15 protein-coding genes are annotated in these 19,511 nt (G+C 52.1%); 14 read left to right on the top strand and 1 reads right to left on the bottom strand.

Features of this window, described 5'->3' with window-relative positions; genetic code table 11:
- The first annotated feature begins 7 nt into the window (after positions 1-7).
- The 6 genes from MUG09_RS08930 (at position 8) to MUG09_RS08905 (ending at position 9,251) form a co-directional block, all read left to right on the top strand.
- Complete coding sequence (locus tag MUG09_RS08930) at positions 8-685, top strand: PIG-L deacetylase family protein (protein ID WP_244771072.1); 678 nt, start codon at positions 8-10, stop codon at positions 683-685.
- A gap of 47 nt (positions 686-732) precedes the next feature.
- A complete protein-coding gene (locus MUG09_RS08925) occupies positions 733-1,989 on the top strand; it encodes an ABC transporter substrate-binding protein (protein ID WP_244771071.1) in 1,257 nt (418 codons plus the stop codon).
- 372 nt (positions 1,990-2,361) lie between these two features.
- Positions 2,362-3,285 carry an NAD(P)-dependent alcohol dehydrogenase gene (locus MUG09_RS08920; protein WP_244771070.1) on the top strand — a complete coding sequence of 308 codons (924 nt, stop codon included), beginning with the start codon at positions 2,362-2,364 and terminating at the stop codon, positions 3,283-3,285.
- 70 nt (positions 3,286-3,355) lie between these two features.
- The gene (locus tag MUG09_RS08915; RefSeq protein ID WP_244771069.1) at positions 3,356-4,570 is read left to right on the top strand and encodes a metallophosphoesterase family protein; all 1,215 of its coding nucleotides are present in this window, start codon (positions 3,356-3,358) and stop codon (positions 4,568-4,570) included.
- The gene (locus tag MUG09_RS08910) at positions 4,570-7,992 is read left to right on the top strand and encodes an AAA family ATPase (RefSeq protein ID WP_244771068.1); all 3,423 of its coding nucleotides are present in this window, start codon (positions 4,570-4,572) and stop codon (positions 7,990-7,992) included. The genes MUG09_RS08915 and MUG09_RS08910 overlap by 1 nt, the downstream gene beginning before the upstream one ends.
- 38 nt (positions 7,993-8,030) lie before the next feature.
- Positions 8,031-9,251, top strand: coding sequence for an MFS transporter (locus tag MUG09_RS08905; protein WP_244771067.1), 1,221 nt, complete (start codon positions 8,031-8,033; stop codon positions 9,249-9,251).
- Here the strand turns inward: MUG09_RS08905 and MUG09_RS08900 are convergent.
- Entirely contained in the window at positions 9,220-9,720 is a 501-nt protein-coding gene (locus MUG09_RS08900) for a cyclic nucleotide-binding domain-containing protein (RefSeq protein WP_244771066.1), read from the bottom strand. The genes MUG09_RS08905 and MUG09_RS08900 overlap by 32 nt on opposite strands.
- A gap of 197 nt (positions 9,721-9,917) precedes the next feature.
- Here MUG09_RS08900 and MUG09_RS08895 point away from each other — a divergent pair, with 197 nt between their 5' ends.
- The 8 genes from MUG09_RS08895 to MUG09_RS08860 all read left to right on the top strand — a co-directional run bounded on the left by MUG09_RS08895 (position 9,918) and on the right by MUG09_RS08860 (position 19,433).
- Complete coding sequence (locus tag MUG09_RS08895; protein WP_244771065.1) at positions 9,918-11,081, top strand: GGDEF domain-containing protein; 1,164 nt, start codon at positions 9,918-9,920, stop codon at positions 11,079-11,081.
- Between the two features lie 110 nt (positions 11,082-11,191).
- On the top strand, positions 11,192-12,499 hold the full coding sequence (locus MUG09_RS08890) for a TolC family protein (protein WP_244771064.1): 1,308 nt from the start codon (positions 11,192-11,194) through the stop codon (positions 12,497-12,499).
- A 2-nt stretch (positions 12,500-12,501) separates the two neighbouring features.
- Complete coding sequence (locus MUG09_RS08885) at positions 12,502-13,437, top strand: efflux RND transporter periplasmic adaptor subunit (protein ID WP_244771063.1); 936 nt, start codon at positions 12,502-12,504, stop codon at positions 13,435-13,437.
- Between the two features lie 11 nt (positions 13,438-13,448).
- Positions 13,449-16,604: an efflux RND transporter permease subunit gene (locus tag MUG09_RS08880; protein WP_244771062.1), complete on the top strand. Its 3,156-nt coding sequence runs from the start codon at positions 13,449-13,451 to the stop codon at positions 16,602-16,604.
- Between the two features lies 1 nt (position 16,605).
- A complete protein-coding gene (locus MUG09_RS08875) occupies positions 16,606-16,878 on the top strand; it encodes a PG0541 family transporter-associated protein (RefSeq protein ID WP_244771061.1) in 273 nt (90 codons plus the stop codon).
- An 8-nt stretch (positions 16,879-16,886) separates the two neighbouring features.
- Positions 16,887-18,149, top strand: a complete 1,263-nt coding sequence (locus tag MUG09_RS08870; RefSeq protein ID WP_244771060.1) for a serine hydrolase domain-containing protein — start codon at positions 16,887-16,889, stop codon at positions 18,147-18,149.
- Positions 18,150-18,264: 115 nt separating this feature from the next.
- Complete coding sequence (locus MUG09_RS08865; protein WP_244771059.1) at positions 18,265-18,903, top strand: hypothetical protein; 639 nt, start codon at positions 18,265-18,267, stop codon at positions 18,901-18,903.
- A 2-nt stretch (positions 18,904-18,905) separates the two neighbouring features.
- A complete protein-coding gene (locus MUG09_RS08860; protein WP_244771058.1) occupies positions 18,906-19,433 on the top strand; it encodes a DOMON domain-containing protein in 528 nt (175 codons plus the stop codon).
- The last annotated feature ends 78 nt before the right edge of the window (positions 19,434-19,511 follow it).

Below are 19,511 nucleotides of genomic sequence, written 5' to 3'. Positions count from 1 at the left end.
AGGACATATGGTGGATTTTTTAGTAATTACGGCACATCCCGATGATGAAACGGCGGTTGCAGGTCTTCTGCTCAAGGCTAAGAACGAGGGATACACAACCGGCTTGGTCTGTTTGACGAAGGGCGAGAGCGGTGGTTTCGCCACCAAAGAGGAACGTGTCAAGGAGTTCAATGATGCAGGCAAGGCTCTTGGCCTGGACTTCATGCGTATCCTCGACTTTCCTGATGCCGGAATCGAAGTGACGGAGGAGGGTGTACAAAGCCTCATCCCGATTCTTCGAGAGTGCGAGGCGAGAACCATTCTTACCATCCATCCGGATGACTATCATCCGGACCATCGCGCAGTTTCAGCTCTGGTCGACCGCGCTGTTTTTGTATCGGGGTTGAAAAAATACAGTACTGACGGCAGGACATGGCATCCCTCCCAGGTACTCTTTTTCTCCCTCGATCCAAAACGCAATGCAAAGAGACCCGATATTGTCCTGGATATCAGTGACGTTGAGAAGCAATGGAGGCAGGTTATCGCTTCCTATCCGTCACAAGCGATCGAGCCAATGTTGGAAACTTGGGCCAGGTACCACGGAATGTTGGGTGGCTTTGCCCTCGCCGAGGGATTGTACCATCAGCAGCCCCTCAGGTTGGAGGATGCAGGAAGCTTGCTCAATTCGAGCAAGAGTGGACGGTGAATCGGTGTCCCCTTCAGTGGGAACACAGACAAATAGGAGGATTTCAAATGAAAAAGGGTTTCGTATTGGCGCTTGTGCTTCTTATCGGTGCCTCGTTTGTTTTTGCCGCTGGTGCAAAAGAACCGGCAAAAACGCAGTTGACACTTGCACTCTGGGATGAGTACCAGAAACCGGCGATCCAGAAGATCGTCGATCAGTACAATGCATCACAGGACAAGGTCGCCGTTACCATCGAGCTCACCCCATGGGGCAGCTATTGGACAAAACTTGATGCAGCGGCGGGCAGTAAGAGTGCACCGGATGTGTTCTGGATGAACACCTACCTTCCCAAGTATGTCGCAGGTGGGATTCTCCAGCCCCTTGATGAGTTCATCGCACGCGATAAGGTCGATATGAACAACTATGTAGAGGCCATGGTGAAGATGAACCAATACGAAGGCAAGACCTGGGGCATGCCCAAGGGTCTCGACTCCGTTGCAGTCGCCTTGAACGTCGAGCTGTTTGAGAAGTACGGTGTCGCTCTTCCCTCCGAAGGGTGGAGTTGGGCCGATATGGTTTCCATTGCAACCAAGCTTCGCGATGCGATCAAGAAAAGCGGCGGTGATGAGTATCCCATTCTTATGGAACTCGACGCCCAGCCCTCACACTTCAACTTCGCCCACCAGAGCGGCGGGTATGTGATCAGTGAAGACTTCTCAAAGTCCGGGTACAATCTCAAGGAAACAACCTTGGCATACCAGCGTGTGGTCGACTTGATGGACGGCGGCCTCCTGGCTCCCTACGTAGTGCTCTCCGATACCAACGGTACCGATCTTTTCCTCTCGGGAAAGGGTGCCATCCTCTATGTGGGTTCGTGGAAGAGTGTAGTTCTTGAAGAATCCACCCTTGGAAAGAACGGCAAAGTCCGTTTGATCACCATGCCCAACCAGGAGGCTGGAAACACCTCCGTGCTTGGCGGATTGGGCTATGTCATCTCCGCATTCACCAAGGACAAGAATGCTGCATGGGATTTCGTGAAGTTCATCACCGGTGAAGTAGGCAACACCATCCAGGCCGAGGAAGGCATTGACATTCCCGCCTACAAGGCGGCTCAGCCCAAGTACCTGGAAAACTTCAAGAACATCAATGTGGACACCTTCTTCAAGGCTGCCGAACATGCTGTCCCGTTCCCGGCCGGCCCTGATTTCAGCCTATGGTTTGGAATCGTAAACGACCATGTCGCCCAGATTTTCGGCGGCAAGGTCTCCGCAGCCGAAGGGACTGCCGCCATTCACAGCCAGATGCAGGCGATTTTGGACAAGTAAGTCCATAGGTACGAGAATAGTTACATGATATGGGGGGCGAAAGCCTCCCATTTGCATGTTGATCGATGGAGACAGCCTTCCATGTCCAGAGTTTTCATTTCCAAACAAGTAAAAGCGTGACTATTGAGGAATGATTGGGATGATTCATCTTCGGGCCAGTTCGGAATCCTGGGCTTGTCGCCCTGAACTTGAACTCCGATGGTTGGACTTGTACACTGTAACTATGTTCTGGTATGCGACCGGGCGTTGTGGTTGTCCGAACAATAAGTAAACCTTTCGTGCCTTCGATTACTCATTGACATCTTGTCGTTCACCTATTGCGGACGTATGCCAACCACCAACCAACAGACTATAAAAGAAGGTTTTAAACAGATGCAAGCAGCAGTGTATGAATCGTACGGTCCTCCTGAAGTGGTACACCTCTGTGAAGTTCCAATCCCAGTTTGTAAGGATGACCACGTATTGGTGCAAATCGGGGCATCGTCAGTGAACTCTGCCGATGTGCGGACGAGGGCATTGGACGTTGCAGGTCCTTTGAAAGTTATCCTGCGACTGGTCATGGGTTGGAAAAGACCCAAACAGCCGATTCTGGGTACTGTTTTCTCTGGTAAAGTGATAGCGGTTGGATCGTTGGCAACAGATTTCCAGGTAGGCGACCGGCTCTTTGGTTGCACCCCGGGTCTTGGCTTCGGTTGTCATGCCGAGTATGTCGCCGTCCCCATCAAAGCGGCAATGGCCAAGTGCCCCGTCAAAGCTTCTGATGCAGAGTCGGTGTCATTGGTCTTCGGTGGAACGACAGCGCTCTTTTTTTTGAACAAAGCCTCATCCAAGATTGGGTCTACATTACTGGTGTATGGAGCCTCGGGGGCGGTGGGCTGCATGGCAGTACAAATTGCCAAACGTATGGGTTTTCGTGTGACGGCTTGTGCGAGCGATATGCACCGCGAGGCCGTGCTTTCCTTGGGGCCGGATGCATTTTTATCCTACACCAATAAAGAGCTCGCTGATTGTTCCACTCGCTTCGATGTTGTGTTTGATGCTGTTGGAAAAATGCCGGCAGCCGAGAGGAGACGACTTCTATCCGACAAAGGTATCTTCCTAACGGTAGGAGGCAGCAGCGTTGCCAAGGAGACCAGGGATCAATTGGAGCAACTGCGCCAATGGTTCGAGGAGGGAACGTTGAAACCGATTATTGACAGCACATATCGGTTGCAGGACATAACAGCAGCTCACGCACGAGTCGATACCAAACATAAGGTGGGTAGCGTCGTAGTGCTGATGGATGATCGTTCATGATCGCACAATAGTCGGTATTCGATGGTTCTCCCGTCTGTCAATGTGGTATACTCGATGCACTGGAGGCAGTATGAAAATCCTGGCATGCGCAGATATCCATATGGGCAGAAAGCCTGAATTCGCTCAATCCGGGCACAGTAGTTGGGATGCCATTGTGGAGAAAGCCCTCAGCCTCGCTGTCGACGTTGTTGTGTTGGCAGGCGATGTGGTTGAGCAGGAAAAAGCCTGGCTTTCGGTATACGGCCCCTTGCTCAAAGGATTGCAGACGCTCAAGGAAGCAGGCATCAGGGTCGTCGGGGTGGGGGGCAATCATGACTGGAACATCTTTCCCAGCCTGGTGCAGGACAGCGATGCCATCACGATCCTCGGCCTTGGCGGGAAATGGGAGAGTCTGGACATCGGGTGTGTCCGATTTCTCGGCTGGTCATTTCCCTCAAGCCATGAAAAAGAGAATCCTCTGAAAAAGTTTCCCAGCGATTTGCTCAATCCCTCTCTCATACATCTGGGATTGCTGCATGCCGACTACGGCACTGCGCTCTCTGCCTATGCACCGGTCCAAGAGCAGGATCTTATCCGAAGCAAGGTGGAACTGTGGATGCTCGGCCACATTCACAAGAGGGGAAAAGTCGGACAAGCACAAGCGTATTACTGTGGTTCTCCCTATGCACTCGATGTGAATGAGATGGGCGAGCACGGCGTCTATCTTTTGGAAACGGAAGGGGACCTGCACTTCAAGCCGCCGCTCTTCATTCCCCTTTGTCCCTATCGCTATGAGACCTTCATCGTTGATGTAAGCGGCATCGAGGATGCCGATGGGATACAGAAACACCTTACCAAGAGCATCCGCAATTGTATACACGAACTCAAGTATGAAGGGACGCTGTATGTGAAGGCTGTCTTCACCGGCACGCTCAATCCTTCTCTCAACCTTGGGCAGGTCATGCAAAAGATCGGGGACGACGATGCCTTCTTCATAGAGGAACAAGGTGTTGTCGCCTACTTGCTCGATCGCTACGAGGACCAAACCGAGCTTGCAATCGACTTGCATCAACTGTCGAAGGGAAGCGGGCCCGATGCCATGCTTGCCAAAAAACTGCTCGATCCAGTGCAGTTGGACCGATTGGCGAGGCAGTATCAAAGCCTCAACGAAGAGAGCTGCAACAGCTCGGCGTACAGCAGGCTGGACAGTTCAAGCCTGAGTTTGGAAGAAGCTGCTAATCTAGCCAGGCAAGCCGGCATGCGGCTGCTCCAAGCGATGATAGTGCAAAAGCAAGGAGAACGATAATGGCAAAACAGCATCAATTCACTTCGTTCTCCCTCTTTCGCGCTCCAGGCTTTCCCAGCCATACTTTTCCGGATTTACGCTCTCTCCACGGTGGTCTGAATGTCGTTCATGGACCAAACGGCGTAGGCAAGACCACGATGGTTTCGACCATGCGCGGCCTGTTGTTCGCATCGGATTGTCCGAAAAACCTGGAAGCTGAGGCCCTTGTGATGTCGGGAGGGCAGACGTGGCATCTGAGCCTTTCACAGGGCAGGCTCGTACAGAAGCGTCTCGATACAGGAGAAGAGATTCGCCTGCCCGGACGTAATGATGAGTATGCGGATGCCTACTGGTTCCCGTTGCACGAGCTTTTGGAATCTGTGGGTTCTCAGGGTGTATTTCTCCAAGCCATCCAGAAAGAGATGCAGGGCGGGATCGACCTTCAGCTCGCGCTTCGGCAAGCCAAAGGTATTGCAGCGTTCTCCAATGGGAGAATTAAGCTTGCAAGCAGCGTTACGGAAGCTTATAAGGCTTATGATGCGATCCGAACCGAGTTGCAAGCAAATGTTTCTCTGAAGACCGAAATAGCCCGACTTGAACGTGAGTTGTCTCGTCAGGCTTACTTGCAGCAAACCTCTGAACGGTTGAAATCGGTGCAAGCGTATCTCCAGACGCTTGAGAAAAGACGGGCTCTGCTGGCCGACCTGCAGGGGTATGACAGTACTCTTGCCCTGCTGAATGAGCACACGTTCAAGGATGCCCGAGCATTGCAAGCAGCCTTGGAGCAAGCCGATGAAGCGGTAAGGGAGCGGCAGGCCTCCATCAAGGTCGACCAAGCGGTTTTGGACAACCTTATAGTCGACCCTGAATTCCTCGCCGACCCCAATTTTATCCAGGTCATTACCGCTCGGATCGATGCAATCAAGGAGCTTGAAAACCAGGTACGCTCGACTGAAAAGGAACTGCAGAGTACCAAGAGTGCCTTGAAGGTGTGTGAAGAACAACTTTCCTGGCTGGTGAGCCAGGCACCGGACCAAGGAAAGTTGGTAAGCATGGTGGAAAAGCTTGCCAAGCTTGCTCTTAGTTGCGAACCGCTTCGTTGCAATCTCGCTGCCTCGCAAGCCCACCTGCGGCAACTGGGGGAGCTGGTCGAGGTCGATTTGCAGGAAAAAGAGAGACTGGAATCTTTGAAGACAACACTGCTTCTTTGCATCGAGACCCTCGGCAGTGTGAACTCCATGCCGAAAACCAAGCGTCACTCCCGTAAAGTACTGCTTCTTGGCACAGTCGCCCTCTCCTTGTTCGGCTCGCTGCTATCCATTACCTTCTCCCCGATGCTCGGTTTGCTCGGAACCTTGGCAGTCGCCATTTTCGGACTGGTTTTTTCCAGGAACATACCCAATGAAAAGTACCAGTCGCTTCAAACTTTGCTGGCTTCCTATCAGGCCAGGCTGGAAAATCAGCTGGGTCACTTCGCCCTCGAATCTTTTGATGTTGCAGGCGTTTCGAACCTGCTTAGGAAAGTCCTCGCCAGGATGGCCGATCTGGAGCGCATGGAAGGGGAGAATGTGAGGCGAAGAAACGCCGTACAAACCCTGGAGCAGGCAAAAGATGCTTATGATGCCTGGCTTGATGAATGGGAACAAGCGAGCAGGGCTCTCAACCTGACCAAGGAGCCGGATCTGCAAGGCTCGCAATTCTTCCATCTGTCTCCTCTCCTCAAGGATTGGGTGCACGCAGTCAGTGCCCACGATCAGAGTGCTGCACAGGTGCAGCATGCACGAAAGCAGCTCCAAGCAGCGGCACTTGATCTGGCACGGCTGTGCAGGTTGCAGGAGACCGAGGTTGTCGATATCACAGCCGGCTCGCAGAATCTGATACACACCATCCAAAATGCATCCAAGCTTCAAGACCGCTTGCAAAGCCAAAAGGAGCTGCTTGTACAGGAAGAACAGAGGCAGGGTACCGTTGCATCGGATTTGCAAAAGCTCTTCGAACGGCTTAAGCTTGCCTCAGGCGACCTGCAGACTCTGGAAAACCTGCAGAGTCAGTATGAACAGTATCGTGGGCTTGAAGATCAAAAGCGTGGGTATGAGCAATCACTCAATACCTATCCGCCGGAGATCATTGAGTTTGCTGCAAGCACCTCGCTGGACGAAGTCATGGATATGGTCTCCGATGCAGAGGCCGAACTCGGGCAGCTGGAGGAGCTGCGTGAAGAGTACGGGAGAAAGCGGGAGCGGTATGATTCGTTGTGCTCGGATACCAAGTTGGAGGAAGCCCTGTTCAGCTACGAGGCGGCCAAGGAGGCTTTGGAGGCCCAACGAAGAGAGGAAGTGCACGAGCGCATGGTGTACACCCTCTTTGAGGAGGTGAAGCAAGAGTCGGAATCGATTCATGTACCGCAGGTGGTCCGCCATGCGAGTAATTGGTTGCTGCGTATTACGGCAAACCGCTTTTCCCTTGGTATGGGCAACGGCACCTTCAATGCTGTGGATACCACCCTGGGACGAAGCTTCTCCCTTGCCGAGCTCTCCAGTGGTACGAGGGTGCAGCTGCTGTTTGCAGTGAGAATGGCTTTTCTGGAGATGCTGGAAAGCGGGGGTGAGTATCACTTTCCCGTCTTCTTTGACGAATTGATGGCCAACAGCGACGACCAGCGATCGTTGGCGATTGCAGAGGCCATTGTTGAGATTTCCAAGGACCGGCAGGTTTTCTATTGCACTGCACAACTTGATGAGGTGACCAAGCTTCAGGATGTGGCAAAGGGGGCGTTGCAGGTGATCAGGTTGGAGGATGTAAAACGAAGCTATCGTATCCAAGAGAGTCCTTACTCTGCGGTGAAGGTGGATACGTTGTCCGTAATCGATCCTGTGCAAGACTATGATGCGTATGCAAAGGCACTGAATATTCCGTCACCGCTTCTGTACGAGCCGATAGGGAGTTTGCACAGCTGGTATCTGTGCACTGAAAGCGAAGAGCTGTATGCCCATATGAAGCGGGGGTTTGTCAATGCTGGGCAGGTGGCAAGGGCAGGAGAACAGTACCGGCAGCGCCTGGCCCTGGTTGCACAAGCCCAGCAGCTGGCTCAAACCGGAAGGCCGAAGGTGTTCACTATCCATGATTTGTCCGACGATGATTTGAAGCTGAACCGAAGCGCCGCCTACTACGAGGCCCTGCAGATCTTTCTGCAGGAGGAGCGTAGGACAGGCAACGATGTACTTCAAGCCATTGAGGCAAAAGTTCTGAAAGGTTTTCGGGATAATGCCAGGGATGCCCTGTCTTCATTCCTCTATGAGAAGGGGTTTGCCACCGATGATGCGCCTTACACGGTTGCAGAAGTCTTGAGCAGGCTCTGTCTCAACCATCCGGATCTGTATATCGACAGCGAGAACCATAGGATTGTACAACGGTATCTGAAGAGTCTGGATCTGGAGAATTAAGGTTCCTTTTTCCCTTTTCTTGTCGTATACTCTGCCTCATGTATCGATCTACCATCCGTGCCTGCTATTTGGGAAACTTCATCGGAGCTTTGACGTGCAACCTGGCCCCGCTTTTATATGTGACGTTCATGCATGAGTTCGGCATCACCTTCGAGCAGGCCGGAAGATTGACGCTGCTCAACTTTTTCACCCAGATTGTCGCCGATTTGGTCTTCAGTCGTCCGGTGGACAAGTGGGGGGTGCGGCCGTTCATCACATTGGGCCACTTCCTGGCCTTCATAGGGTTCCTCTTGCTGGCGTTCGCCCCGACGCTTTTTCCATCAAATCCCTATCTAGGCTTGATGGTGGCCACGGTCATCTACTCGATCGGGGGCGGCCTGTTCGAGCTTCTGCTCAGTGCAATCGTCCAATCGATACCGAATGACTCGAAGGAGAAGGCGATGAGCCTGCTTCACTCCTTCTATGCATGGGGATTCATCGTCGTAGTCATTGGAACAACACTGATGATCAAGCTGCTGGGCCGCAGCAACTGGCCCATACTGGTGCTTATCTGGTCGGTCTTCCCCCTGATAAACTTCTTCAACTTTCTTCGTGTTCCCCTTGCACCTGCGGTAAGTGAAGAGAAACGTACGAAAATTCGGGAGCTTCTCAGCTCACGCTACTTCTTGTTCGTGGTGCTGGGCATCGCCGTGGGTGGAGCCACCGAAGTCTCCATGTCACAGTGGACAAGTGCATTTGTGGAAGCATCCCTGGGGCTTCCCAAAGAGGTCGGCGACCTTGTGGGGCTGTGCCTGTTCGCCCTCCTGCTGGGTACCATACGTGCTGTCTATGGCTCGTGGGGGGACAAATTCCCGCTTTATAAGGCCATGCTGGCAGGCAGTATTCTCTGCGTTGCCTGCTACTTGATAGCTGCGTTCAGCCCGCTTCCTGTCATCAGTCTCATCGCCTGTATTTTTGCAGGTCTCGGCAGCGGCCTCCTATGGCCGGGCTCGGTCGTCAACGGGGCCAATCGATTCCCTTATGCAGGATCCTCGCTCTTTGCCTTCCTTGCCGCCGGCGGCGATGCAGGGGCGGCGTTCGGCCCCTGGCTCATCGGCCTTACAGCCGACGTCACTCCCACCCTCGTACAGGTGGCCCCTTGGCTCAGGCATCTGACGCTTGAGGAATCAGCATTGAGAAGCGGCATGCTCATCGGGGCCTTGTTCCCCGTTCTGATGGTAATTTTTCTTACAAGGATGAAGAAACAGGCACAAGTGTAGTTCGGTTCTTGACCAAGGCGAGCATCTCGTCCGCTGACCGAAGCCTGCGGCTGATATCCCGGGCCAGGTTGAGGATGAGCATGGTATAGGTCTTCAGATTGATCAAGGAAATTTTATAGAGATCCTTGTTCGACAGGGTGATGATACGGGTTTCACTCTGGCTGATTACCGAGGCGGCACAGCTTTGGATGTCGATCAGCTCCATCTCCCCGAACGAGTCGCCTTTATGCAGGGTGGTGATGATTCTGCTCTGCTTTTTATTCGACTCCGATCGGCGAACGATGGCTACTTCCCCTTCAACGATGAAGTGCACGCTGTTGTTGCTCTGTCCCTGTTGAAGAATCGTAGTGTTTGGAGCAAAGGTTTGCTCCTGCAGAAAACCCTTGATCAACAAGAGGTCCTCGTCACTAAGTCCTCCGAACATACTGTGTTTGCAGAGAAATTCATTCTCTAGTGTGCATTCGCTCATGCTTTATCGTACAGGTGATGGAACACCGGCGCAAGTTTTGTGCCCTAAATTTCGACGATTTTAAGAACAAACATCGCAATACCGATACTATTACCATAGTATCCAACGACAATTTCTAGACTTACAGACTCTGTTGCAGTACCCTTTAGCAAGGGTGTCTGGCTTCGATTTCATTGCAAGAGAAGGAGTCCATCGCCGTGCTGTATTATGTTCAGAACAGTGTAACCGGTATGCTTTTGCTTGTGATCCTGCTTTATTTTTTCCTCAAGCAACAAGGCAGGCTTGAAAAAGAGGGGCGGTATTTTCTAGCGCTCTGGGCAACCAATTTTGCATTATTGGCATGTGAGCTCTGCATTGATATTCTTGGCATCTCCGCTCCGACAGCGTCTTTGGCTCTCTTTGTGGCGGTGGTCACGGCGATATTCTATACGCTCAATCCAACGGTAGGCGTATTCTATTTTCTCTATATACAGCATGTCGTCGGCAAGCGTACGAAACGATGGTTTTTGTTGCTGCTTGTTACTCCCGTCCTCTTTGTCGCCGTGACTTCGGTGATAAGCATCCACACTGGATGGTTGTTCGTGGTCAACGAGCTCTCTGAGTACAGCAGGGGACCATACTTCTTTCTGACCGTCATCAGCAATTACTTGTACTTGGTGCTTGGACCCATCTACCTTGTATTCAATCATAAGCAACTGGAACGAAAAATATACAGTACGTTGCTTGTCTTCCCATTCCCGGTTTTCATTGCAGGGATATTGCAGGTCATGTTCTACGGGTTGGAGGTGTTGTGGATCAGCCTCGCCATCTCGCTTTTGATTCTCTTTTTCAACGTAGAGGCAAACCAAGTCAATCGTGATTACCTGACAGGGCTGTTCAATCGCCGGTACTTTCAAAAGGTGGCTGATCTTGCATTCTCCAAAAAGAAAGGCATCAACCCCCAATGGGCCTTCATGTTGGATATCAACGGCTTCAAATACATAAACGATACCTTCGGCCATGCCCAAGGTGATGAAGCTTTGATGCGCATTGCCCGCCTCTTGGAGCAAGCGGTTCCAAGGCATACAGTGGTAAGCCGCTATGGCGGTGATGAGTTCGCCCTGCTCACCCCGGAACTTCCCAAAAGCGAAATTGCCCGCATGCTTGAGAGGTTGCAACAAATTCTCACAGAGTCCAATGCGGCAGGAGAGTGCCCGTATATGCTCACCCTGAGTGCAGGATGTGCTCCATTGATACGCGAGCAATACCCCAATCTCGATGCCTTCCTGCAACAACTCGATGCGAGCATGTATAAAGCAAAACTGGAGAGCAAAAAAGCGGATGCTGACAAACATTCTGTGATATTCCATATCTGCAAGTGAGGAAACGTCATAGAAGATTTATGATTTTCATGACATTTTCCTGTAGCATCAGTTGCCGTTTTTTCTCGACATGAGTATTGTTTAGTTGTTTCCACGAGTAAGGAATAATTATGTCCAAAAAAGTACTGATACAGGCAGCCCTCTTGCTGCTTCTTTTCTTTCCCCTCTCTGCACTCTCCGCCATTACCTTGGATGAAGCATTGCAGGCAGGACGAGCCAACAATCTTTCGCTTACCAGCACAGCCATAGATGTCAATGCTGCAAAGCGAGATGTCGATACCTCTTGGAATTTGTTCATCCCCACAGTCGATTTGACACTTTCCAATGTTGGGAATGGTCCTGTTTTTAAAGCATTTCCAGGGGCAACTGCTGCCAATACCGGACTTGGGCTCAGCCTTTCTGCGACGCTCACCCTGAATCCAGCCGTAAAGAGTAAATTGGATTCTTATCATATAGGATACCAGATTCAACAGGTGACGTACGAACAGGCAAAAGCGGAGGTGGAACGTACCATCACCAAGCTTTTCTACTACCTGCTGATGGAAGAACAGAACATCGGCGTTCAGCAGGCAAATCTTGAACTGGCTCAGAAGCAATATGAAGAAGTGCAACTCAAGTTTGAGCAGGGATTCGCCTCAGAGCTTGAAGTGCTTTCCAGCCAGTTGGCGGCCGAACGGCTCAAGCCTTCACTGCAGCAGGCTAAGAACCAGTACGCTTCGAACCTTCTTACCTTGAAAGCAATGCTTGGCATGGAGTTGGATCAGGAACTCGTGGTTGAAGGAGAGATTCCCTCTCTGATCAAGGAGCTCGAGGTGCAGGATTTGAAGGAGTATTTGGAAAAGAGCTACTCCATCGCACTGATTGATTTGAACATTGCTCAGATGAGAATGACGCAGAAACAGAATCGCGAACAGGCCTTGCTCCCGACCATAATGATAAAGGGTACCTATGATATCTCTTTGTGGAGCGAAAGGAATCCGATCAACGATTTCAGCGATTCCGCTACCTATACTGTTGCACTCAGCATTCCCCTCGACGGATTCATTCCCAACTCCCGCACAAAGGTAGGCCTTGCCAAGCTGGATGACTCTGTACAGAAGCTTGCCCTCCAGCGACAGCAGGCGGTCAAGCAACTGGAAGTGAGTGTAGTGGGGCAGGTGCAGAGCTTGAACATGCTTGCCAGTCAAGCAGAGCTTGCCACCCAGAGTCTGGAGCTCACCGAGAAAGTCTATATCATGAACCATATTCAGTATGAGAGCGGCTATATCGGAAGGGTGGCGTTGGAGGAAGCCCAGAACAATTTGCTCGGAGCGCGACAGCAGGTTCTTGCTCTTCAGTTCCAATATGTATCCTCTCTCATCGATCTTATCTATGATTTGAATATCCAACACCAGTATCGCACGAAGGAGTTGATCTAAGTATGAAACAGAAGCATTCAAAAAAGCATATTGCAGGCTTGATTGTCCTGATTATCCTCATAATTGCAGCCACTGCCTTGGTGGTTCTCAATCCCTTCCAGTATCTGAAGGCACTTCAGGCCACACCCGTTGCATCTGAGGACGACGGTCCTGTGGAGGTAAGCGTGCGGGTGATGAAGCTGGAACATGTCGACCTTCAGAACACCATCGTCGGAAACGGCAACGTAATCGATCCTTCCTCCATCGATGTCTACAGCGAAGTGACCGGAACGCTCACCTCGCTTGCCGTGAAGCTCGGCCAGAAGGTTGAAAAGGACCAGGTTATCGCCACGGTCGATCCTTCCAGGGCTGGAGTAACCTACAAGGAGAGTGTGATCAAGTCCCCTGTTTCGGGAACGGTTCTGCTGCTTCCTTTTGTACAAGGGTCGGTCGTTTCCGTGCAGGCTCCCGTTGCCCGCATAGGTTTGCTTGTGGATTTGGAAGTAGTGCTGGATATCGCTGAGCGACATATTGGAACCGTGGGAATCGGGACCAAGGCCCGGCTCTCCTTCAAAGCCTACCCCGGCCAAGTCTTTGATGCCGAAGTGATCAGGCTCAGCCCGGTCCTCAATCCCGCCACCAGAACCTTGGAGATCACCTTGAAGGTGCAAGACCCTGATCGCAAGGTGAAAAGCGGTATGTTCCCCTCGGTGATTCTCAATACCGAGCGTCTTGAGCAGGTTGTAGCGATTCCTCGCTCGGCCCTGCTGTACTCCGGCAGTCAAGCCTACACATTCACCGTCGGCTCCGATGGTCTTGCCCATAAGAAGTTGATTGAAGTGGGCCTGCAGGTTGGCGATTTGGTACAAGTCACGAGTGGCCTGTCCGTTGGAGACACGCTGATTGTACAAGGGCAGAGCCTGATGACCGAGGGTACGCTCGTGCGTATCCTGCAGTAAGGAATGCAAGCATGAGTCTAACCAATACTGTAGTTCGCCGCCCCACCACCATTATCATCATCTACATTCTGCTTACGGTGCTTGCCTTGGTGGTCTATCCCAATTTGTCGGTTGAACTGTTTCCTGAAATGGACCTGCCCATGGTCATTGTCTACTCCTCCTACCGGGGGGCAAGCCCTGAGACTATGGAAAGCAGGGTCACCAAGCTCATCGAGAGCGCCGTCTCCAATGTCGGGGGTATAAAGAAGATCAGCTCCACCTCATCGGAAGGCATTTCAATGGTCATGCTTGAGTTTGCCTACGGCACCGATTTGGATAAGGCAAGTCAATCGATCAACGACAACATCAGCCTCTATACTGAAATGTTTCCCGAGGATGCAACCAAACCGACAATCTTCAAGCTGAATACCAACATGATGCCGATCATGAACATTGCGCTCAGCGGCTCAAGCGGCCAGGATGCCAATGAACTTCGAGTAGTGTTGGAAGATATGGTGCAAAGCCGCCTTGAACGTGTTGCAGGAGTCTCTTCAACCGCCATCAACGGCGGTCAGGACGCTTTCGTCCAGGTTGCCGTCGACCAGAACCGCTTGGAAGCTTATGGCCTTACGCTCTCCCAGGTGGCCTACACGCTCAATCCCCAAAACTTCCAGATCGGGGCTGGTACCCTCATAGAAGGTGACCTGTCGTATCTCTTACGCACCGACGCCCAATTCAACTCCATCGAGCAGATCGAGGATGCCATGGTGGCAGCCTACCCCAAGTACGATGCGAAGGGGAATGTGATAGGTTCCAATGTCGTACGCCTCAAGGATATCGCAACAGTTTCCTTCGCCTACCGCGATGCGACCAGCCAGGTGTACATCAACGGGGAGAGCGGGGTTTATCTGTCAGTCAGCAAGGAGTCGGATGCCAACAGCGTCCAGGTGGCAAAACGGGTAAAGGACGTCATAAAGGAGTTGAACAAGGAACTGCCCAAGGGGATGAGCCTTGAAGTCATCGTCGATAATACCGAGATGGTGGAATCGACAATCAACAAGGTGTACGAAAGCCTGCTCTACGGCATAGTCCTGGTCATGGTGGTGCTCTTCATCTTCCTCAGAAGTGTCAAGTCGACCTTCATCATCGGAATCTCAATACCGATATCGATGTTGCTAACGGTGCTGGTGATGTTCTTCATGGGGTACTCATTGAATCTTATGACCCTGACAGGCTTGATTTTGGGTCTTGGCATGACGGTGGACGGGTCCATCGTTATTCTGGAGAACATTTTCCGCTATCGCGAACGCGGTGCAAAGCTGCACGCCGCAGCCATTCTCGGTACCAAGGAGATGATCGTCTCCATTACCGCCTCCATTCTCACCACCGTTTGTGTGTTTGTACCGATGGTGTTGCTCAGAAGCAATCTGGAGATGCTCGGCGAAATTCTCACCCCGATGGCGGCGACGATCATCATCAGCCTTTTGGCCTCCCTTGTGGTTGCCGTCACGTTGATTCCGGTGCTCACCAGCTCATATGTGAAACTGTATACACGCAAGCAAAAGCCGCTTAAGCTTCGCCTGCTCAGATTCATCGACGACAAGGCCGAAGCTGCGTTCGAAGCTCTCGACCGCGGCTATAAGCGCGCCCTCGCCCTGCTTCTCGATTATAAATGGCTCACCCTCATTCTGGTCATCCTGATCATGGTACTTACATTCCAGGCCTATCAGGCGATGCATCAGTCGCTCTATCCGACCATGAGCGAGACATCGGTCTCCTTGAGTGTCACCCTGCCGCAGGGTACAACGCTTGCAACCACGGAAAGCCTGTTGATGGATCTCCAGGAAAAAGCCGAACGGGACATCAAGGGGTACAAGGACATCACCGTTACCGCCGGTGGGGGCGGGATGTTCGGCACCGGGGGAACGAACGGCGGATCGCTTCAGATCTCCCTGCTCGATGAGGAAGGCGCCGACTCCATGCAGGTTGTCCAAGAGAAGTTGAGGCGATATTTCGACCTCTATCCTGCCGCCGATTTTTCGTTCAGTCAGGTGTCCATGGGCTTGGGCAACCTCAACCCGGTTGATGTAGCAGTGAAGAGTGACAACCTCGAGCTTGCAGTAGCAACGGCCGAAAAGATTCGCGATCTCATCGATGCAAACCTGAAGGGAGTCACCGAAGTCCGTACCGATTTCAGCAAGGGCCTTCCTGAACTGAGGATCACCATCGACCGCGAGCGCGCCTATGCCTACAACCTGACGATGCAAACCATCGCCAGTGAGATCAGCAACAGTGTAAACGGCATTACTGCAACCCAACTCAAGGAGAACGGCACCGATACCGATGTGGTGGTCATGCTGGATAAGGATGACCGTTCCAGCGAGCTCGATCTCAAGCGCATCTTCATCCGCAATGCTCTTGGAGAGAAGATCAGCTTGGACAACCTTGCCACCATCGAGCGTTCCACAGGTCCTGTGTCGATCAACCGCGAGAACGAGATGAGAACGGTGCATGTAGTCGGCGGTCTTGCCCCCAACTACGCCGCAAGCCAGGCGGAGTCCGACATCAAGTCACTTCTGGAAAAAGAGTTGCCCCTTTCGGATGAAGTATTCATTGAATATGGTGGTGACTTTGCCGACATGACTGCCATGTTCAGCCAAGTCGGCTTGATTCTCATCCTCGCCGTCGTACTGGTTTTTGGAGTCATGGCAAGTCTTTTCGAGTCCTTCAAGAACCCCTTCATCGTCCTGCTTTCGATGCCGCTGATGATGGTTGGTGTTGTCGGCATCTATTTGATCACCGGTGAGACCTTCAGTCTGATCAGCGCAATCGGAATCGTCATCCTTGCCGGTATCGTGGTCAACAATGGTATTGTCTTGATAGAGTACATCAACCTCCTCAGAAAGCGCGGGCTTCCCATCAGAAGAGCCTGCATCGAAGCGGGCGGAAACCGACTCAAGCCGATCCTCATGACCAGTCTGACAACCATTTTCGGCATGATCCCGCTTGCCTTCTTCGGCGGGCAGGGAGCGGAGCAGATCCAGCCCATCGGACAGACCATCATCGGAGGTATGGCGATCAGTACGCTGATGACCATCTTCTTCACCCCTGTTCTCTATATGCTGTTCAACAAGGACAAGCAGAAAAAGGATGTGGAACGAATCGAGAATTACCTGGAGGAGGTGTGAGATGAGAAGGGTCGAAATAATTGCAGCCCAGGCAATCCTGGACGACGTTCTGCAGGCTCTTGAGCACTATGAGGTTCCCATGCATTACACCATCATCCCCACCGCACACGGGAAGGGCAACACCATCCCCAAGTTGGGCGATGATGTTTGGCCTGAAGAGAACTTCATCCTCATCATGTATTGTGAGGAGGAGACGCTCGGTGGTATCGAACAGGCCCTTGAGCTGGTGAAAAAGAAGTACGACCATGAGGGTATCGGGTATTTTGTTCTGTAGGAGGGAAGGTGAAGGTTCTGCTTTTCATGCTTCTTGGTTTGGCGGTCGCTGGCGGGGCATGGTCTCAACCCTATGAGGCTCTTGAGCACATCGACCGGCTTGTTGATCTTTCCGGTATCGTCATGGTTGCCGATACCGGGGAGGTCGTATACCAGAAAAGCTTTGGTTTTGCAGACCATCAGAGCAAAAAGGCAATCGATGAGCATACGCTCTTTCCTCTTGCATCGCTGACAAAACCTTTTACCGCCATGGCAATAGGTCTTCTTCAGGAGCAAGGCAGACTCAACCTCGATGATCCGATCGCTGAATATCTGGTGCAATTTGCTTCGAATCCCACCCTGACGATTCGACATCTGGTTGAACATCGTTCCGGCCTTATCCGGGACCTTACCGATCAGAGGGTGATTTCCCCCTATGAACTCATAGAACTCGAAGACTTGGTCGATGCCATTGCAAAGGCACCGATGAGAAGCAAAGCAGGCAGCACCTATCAGTACAGCAATGCAAACTATCAGGTGCTTGCCCGACTGGTCGAGGCGGTCGCCGATCAAAGCTATGAAAGCTACCTGAAAGAGTACATCCTGCAGCCGGCGGGGATGGCTGCAACATGCGTGCTTGAGGACTTCGGTCCTCCCGAGCTGGCTAAAGGGCATGCACACGGCAATTTGCTCGCCGGGTATCACTTCAGCCATGCCTACGGGTCGGGCAACCTTGCCTCAACAGTCTCCGACCTATACGCGTTTGCAAAAGCCTGGAAAGCCGGGGTTTTTGGTGTTCCTTCCAAGCTCCTTGGGTGGATGCACGGTTCCCTGCAAGACCGGGCATATCGTGAGCATACCGGGCACTTGGGCTCGGGATATGCAACCTGCCTGCGGTTCTTTGAGGATGAGGATCTGGTGGTCATTGTGCTGCTGAATACCCGGTTCCCCGATGTGTTGGAACTTGTCGATGCCCTCAGTGCCGAGGCCTTGGGACTTTCAATCAACCATACGGACGGCAGGGAATGGGATCCTGTTGGGTCCTCACTCGATCGGACCGTCTTTCAGGGCGGTGACGGGGATTCGCTGGTATTGCAGATGAAAAACGGTATTCTCATGGTACAGCCGATGCAGGGAAGGCCGGTCTATCTGAAACGGGTGGGTGAGGGTGTGTATTGCGATCTTGAGCACCCCTTGTTCACCCATCACCTTTTTGCAGACGAATCAGGCTCTCTTTCAGCCTATGAAATTCGAGGTTTGGTTCGTTCAACACGCTATGAGAGGGTTTTTTAAGCGTATTGTAAGCAATAAAATGTGGAAAAATACGATTTTAGGGCCTTCCAAACCTTGACGGTATGCCATGGCTCCTATAGCCTATAAAAACCCTAGAGTTTTATGGGAGGACCACATGAAACAACGATTGACGTATCTCGGATTTTTCCTTACCCCCTTTATTCCTGTGATCTTCTACGTGGTTTCCGCCGGGACCGGCTATGATGCTTATGCGCTGTCCATTGTGTTCGGCGTCTATGCATTTGTGTTGGTCTGCAACCAGTTTTACCTGGCTTCGCAGCCAGCTTTCCTGCTCAAACTGCTTTCAGCAAAGCAGGTGAGGACCTTGCACAGCACCTCCCCCCTGTTGTTGTTGGCATTGGGAGGAACACATGCCCTGCTCAAGCTGAATGTCGGTTTCACCCTCTCAACGACACAAGCTGTGATCGGGCTTCTTGCCTTTGTGCTCTTCTTTGTCGGAATTCTTTCGGCTTTGATGTTGTTTGCCAATACCATCCTGACCAAACGCATGGCTTTCGCCGCAATCAGGACCAACGTTATGACAAAAGGCGGCTTGACTCACCAGAAAGCCCGTGCAATGCACAACCTGATGGTTCCGACCGGCCTTCTGGTATTGGCCCACGTCGTACTGGCGTCCACGTCCGACTTTACCTACAACCCTTGGGGGATGTCCATGCTGGTGCTTTGGATGGTCTATTCCCTCCTGTCGTATCTGAACTATCGGCTTTCAGGCCGAAAGAGAAGAGGAACGTGATTATGAAGAAACAGCTGACCATAGTGTTGCTTATCGCCTTGACGCTGCCGTTGACAGCCCAAATTGTTCCAAGTGCTTCCGTCGATCCGAAGGTTGACGGGATTTTCTCCAACCAAGAGTACCCTGTTGTTGAACAGTTGCGCGGAATGACGATGGGCTACGCCCTGTCCGGTGACGGACAGACGCTCCACTTTGCCTTGCAAGCGCCGACCAAGGGCTGGGTTTCCATAGGGCTGGGGTCGAACAGAATGCAGGGCGCCCATATAGTCATCGGCTTCGATGCACTTACCAGCCAGACCATAAGTGAGGAGACCGGCAGGGGCCACAGTCACAGCCCGTCCAGGGACAAGATTGTCAAGCAGCAGGCGATCAAGGAGAGCGGTAATACAACCACCCTGGAATTCTCGGTTCCTGCTTCCCTGTATGCAGGCGGTAGTGAGCTCAGGATGATTCTTGCGTACGGGACACGGGATGACCTCAGGAGCAAGCACAGTACGTATGCCTCCCACACTATACCGTTCACCAAGTGATGCGCATTGTGCGTGAACGGGCACGCAATCTTACTTTGCAGCTTTGAGAAGGTGGGGTATACTTGCTTGAAAAAGGAG

It is taken from the genome of Sphaerochaeta associata (assembly GCF_022869165.1).
Taxonomy (GTDB): domain Bacteria; phylum Spirochaetota; class Spirochaetia; order Sphaerochaetales; family Sphaerochaetaceae; genus Sphaerochaeta; species Sphaerochaeta associata.
The sequence above is the reverse complement of the archived record's forward strand: the minus strand, read 5'-3'. Positions and strand labels throughout refer to the sequence as shown.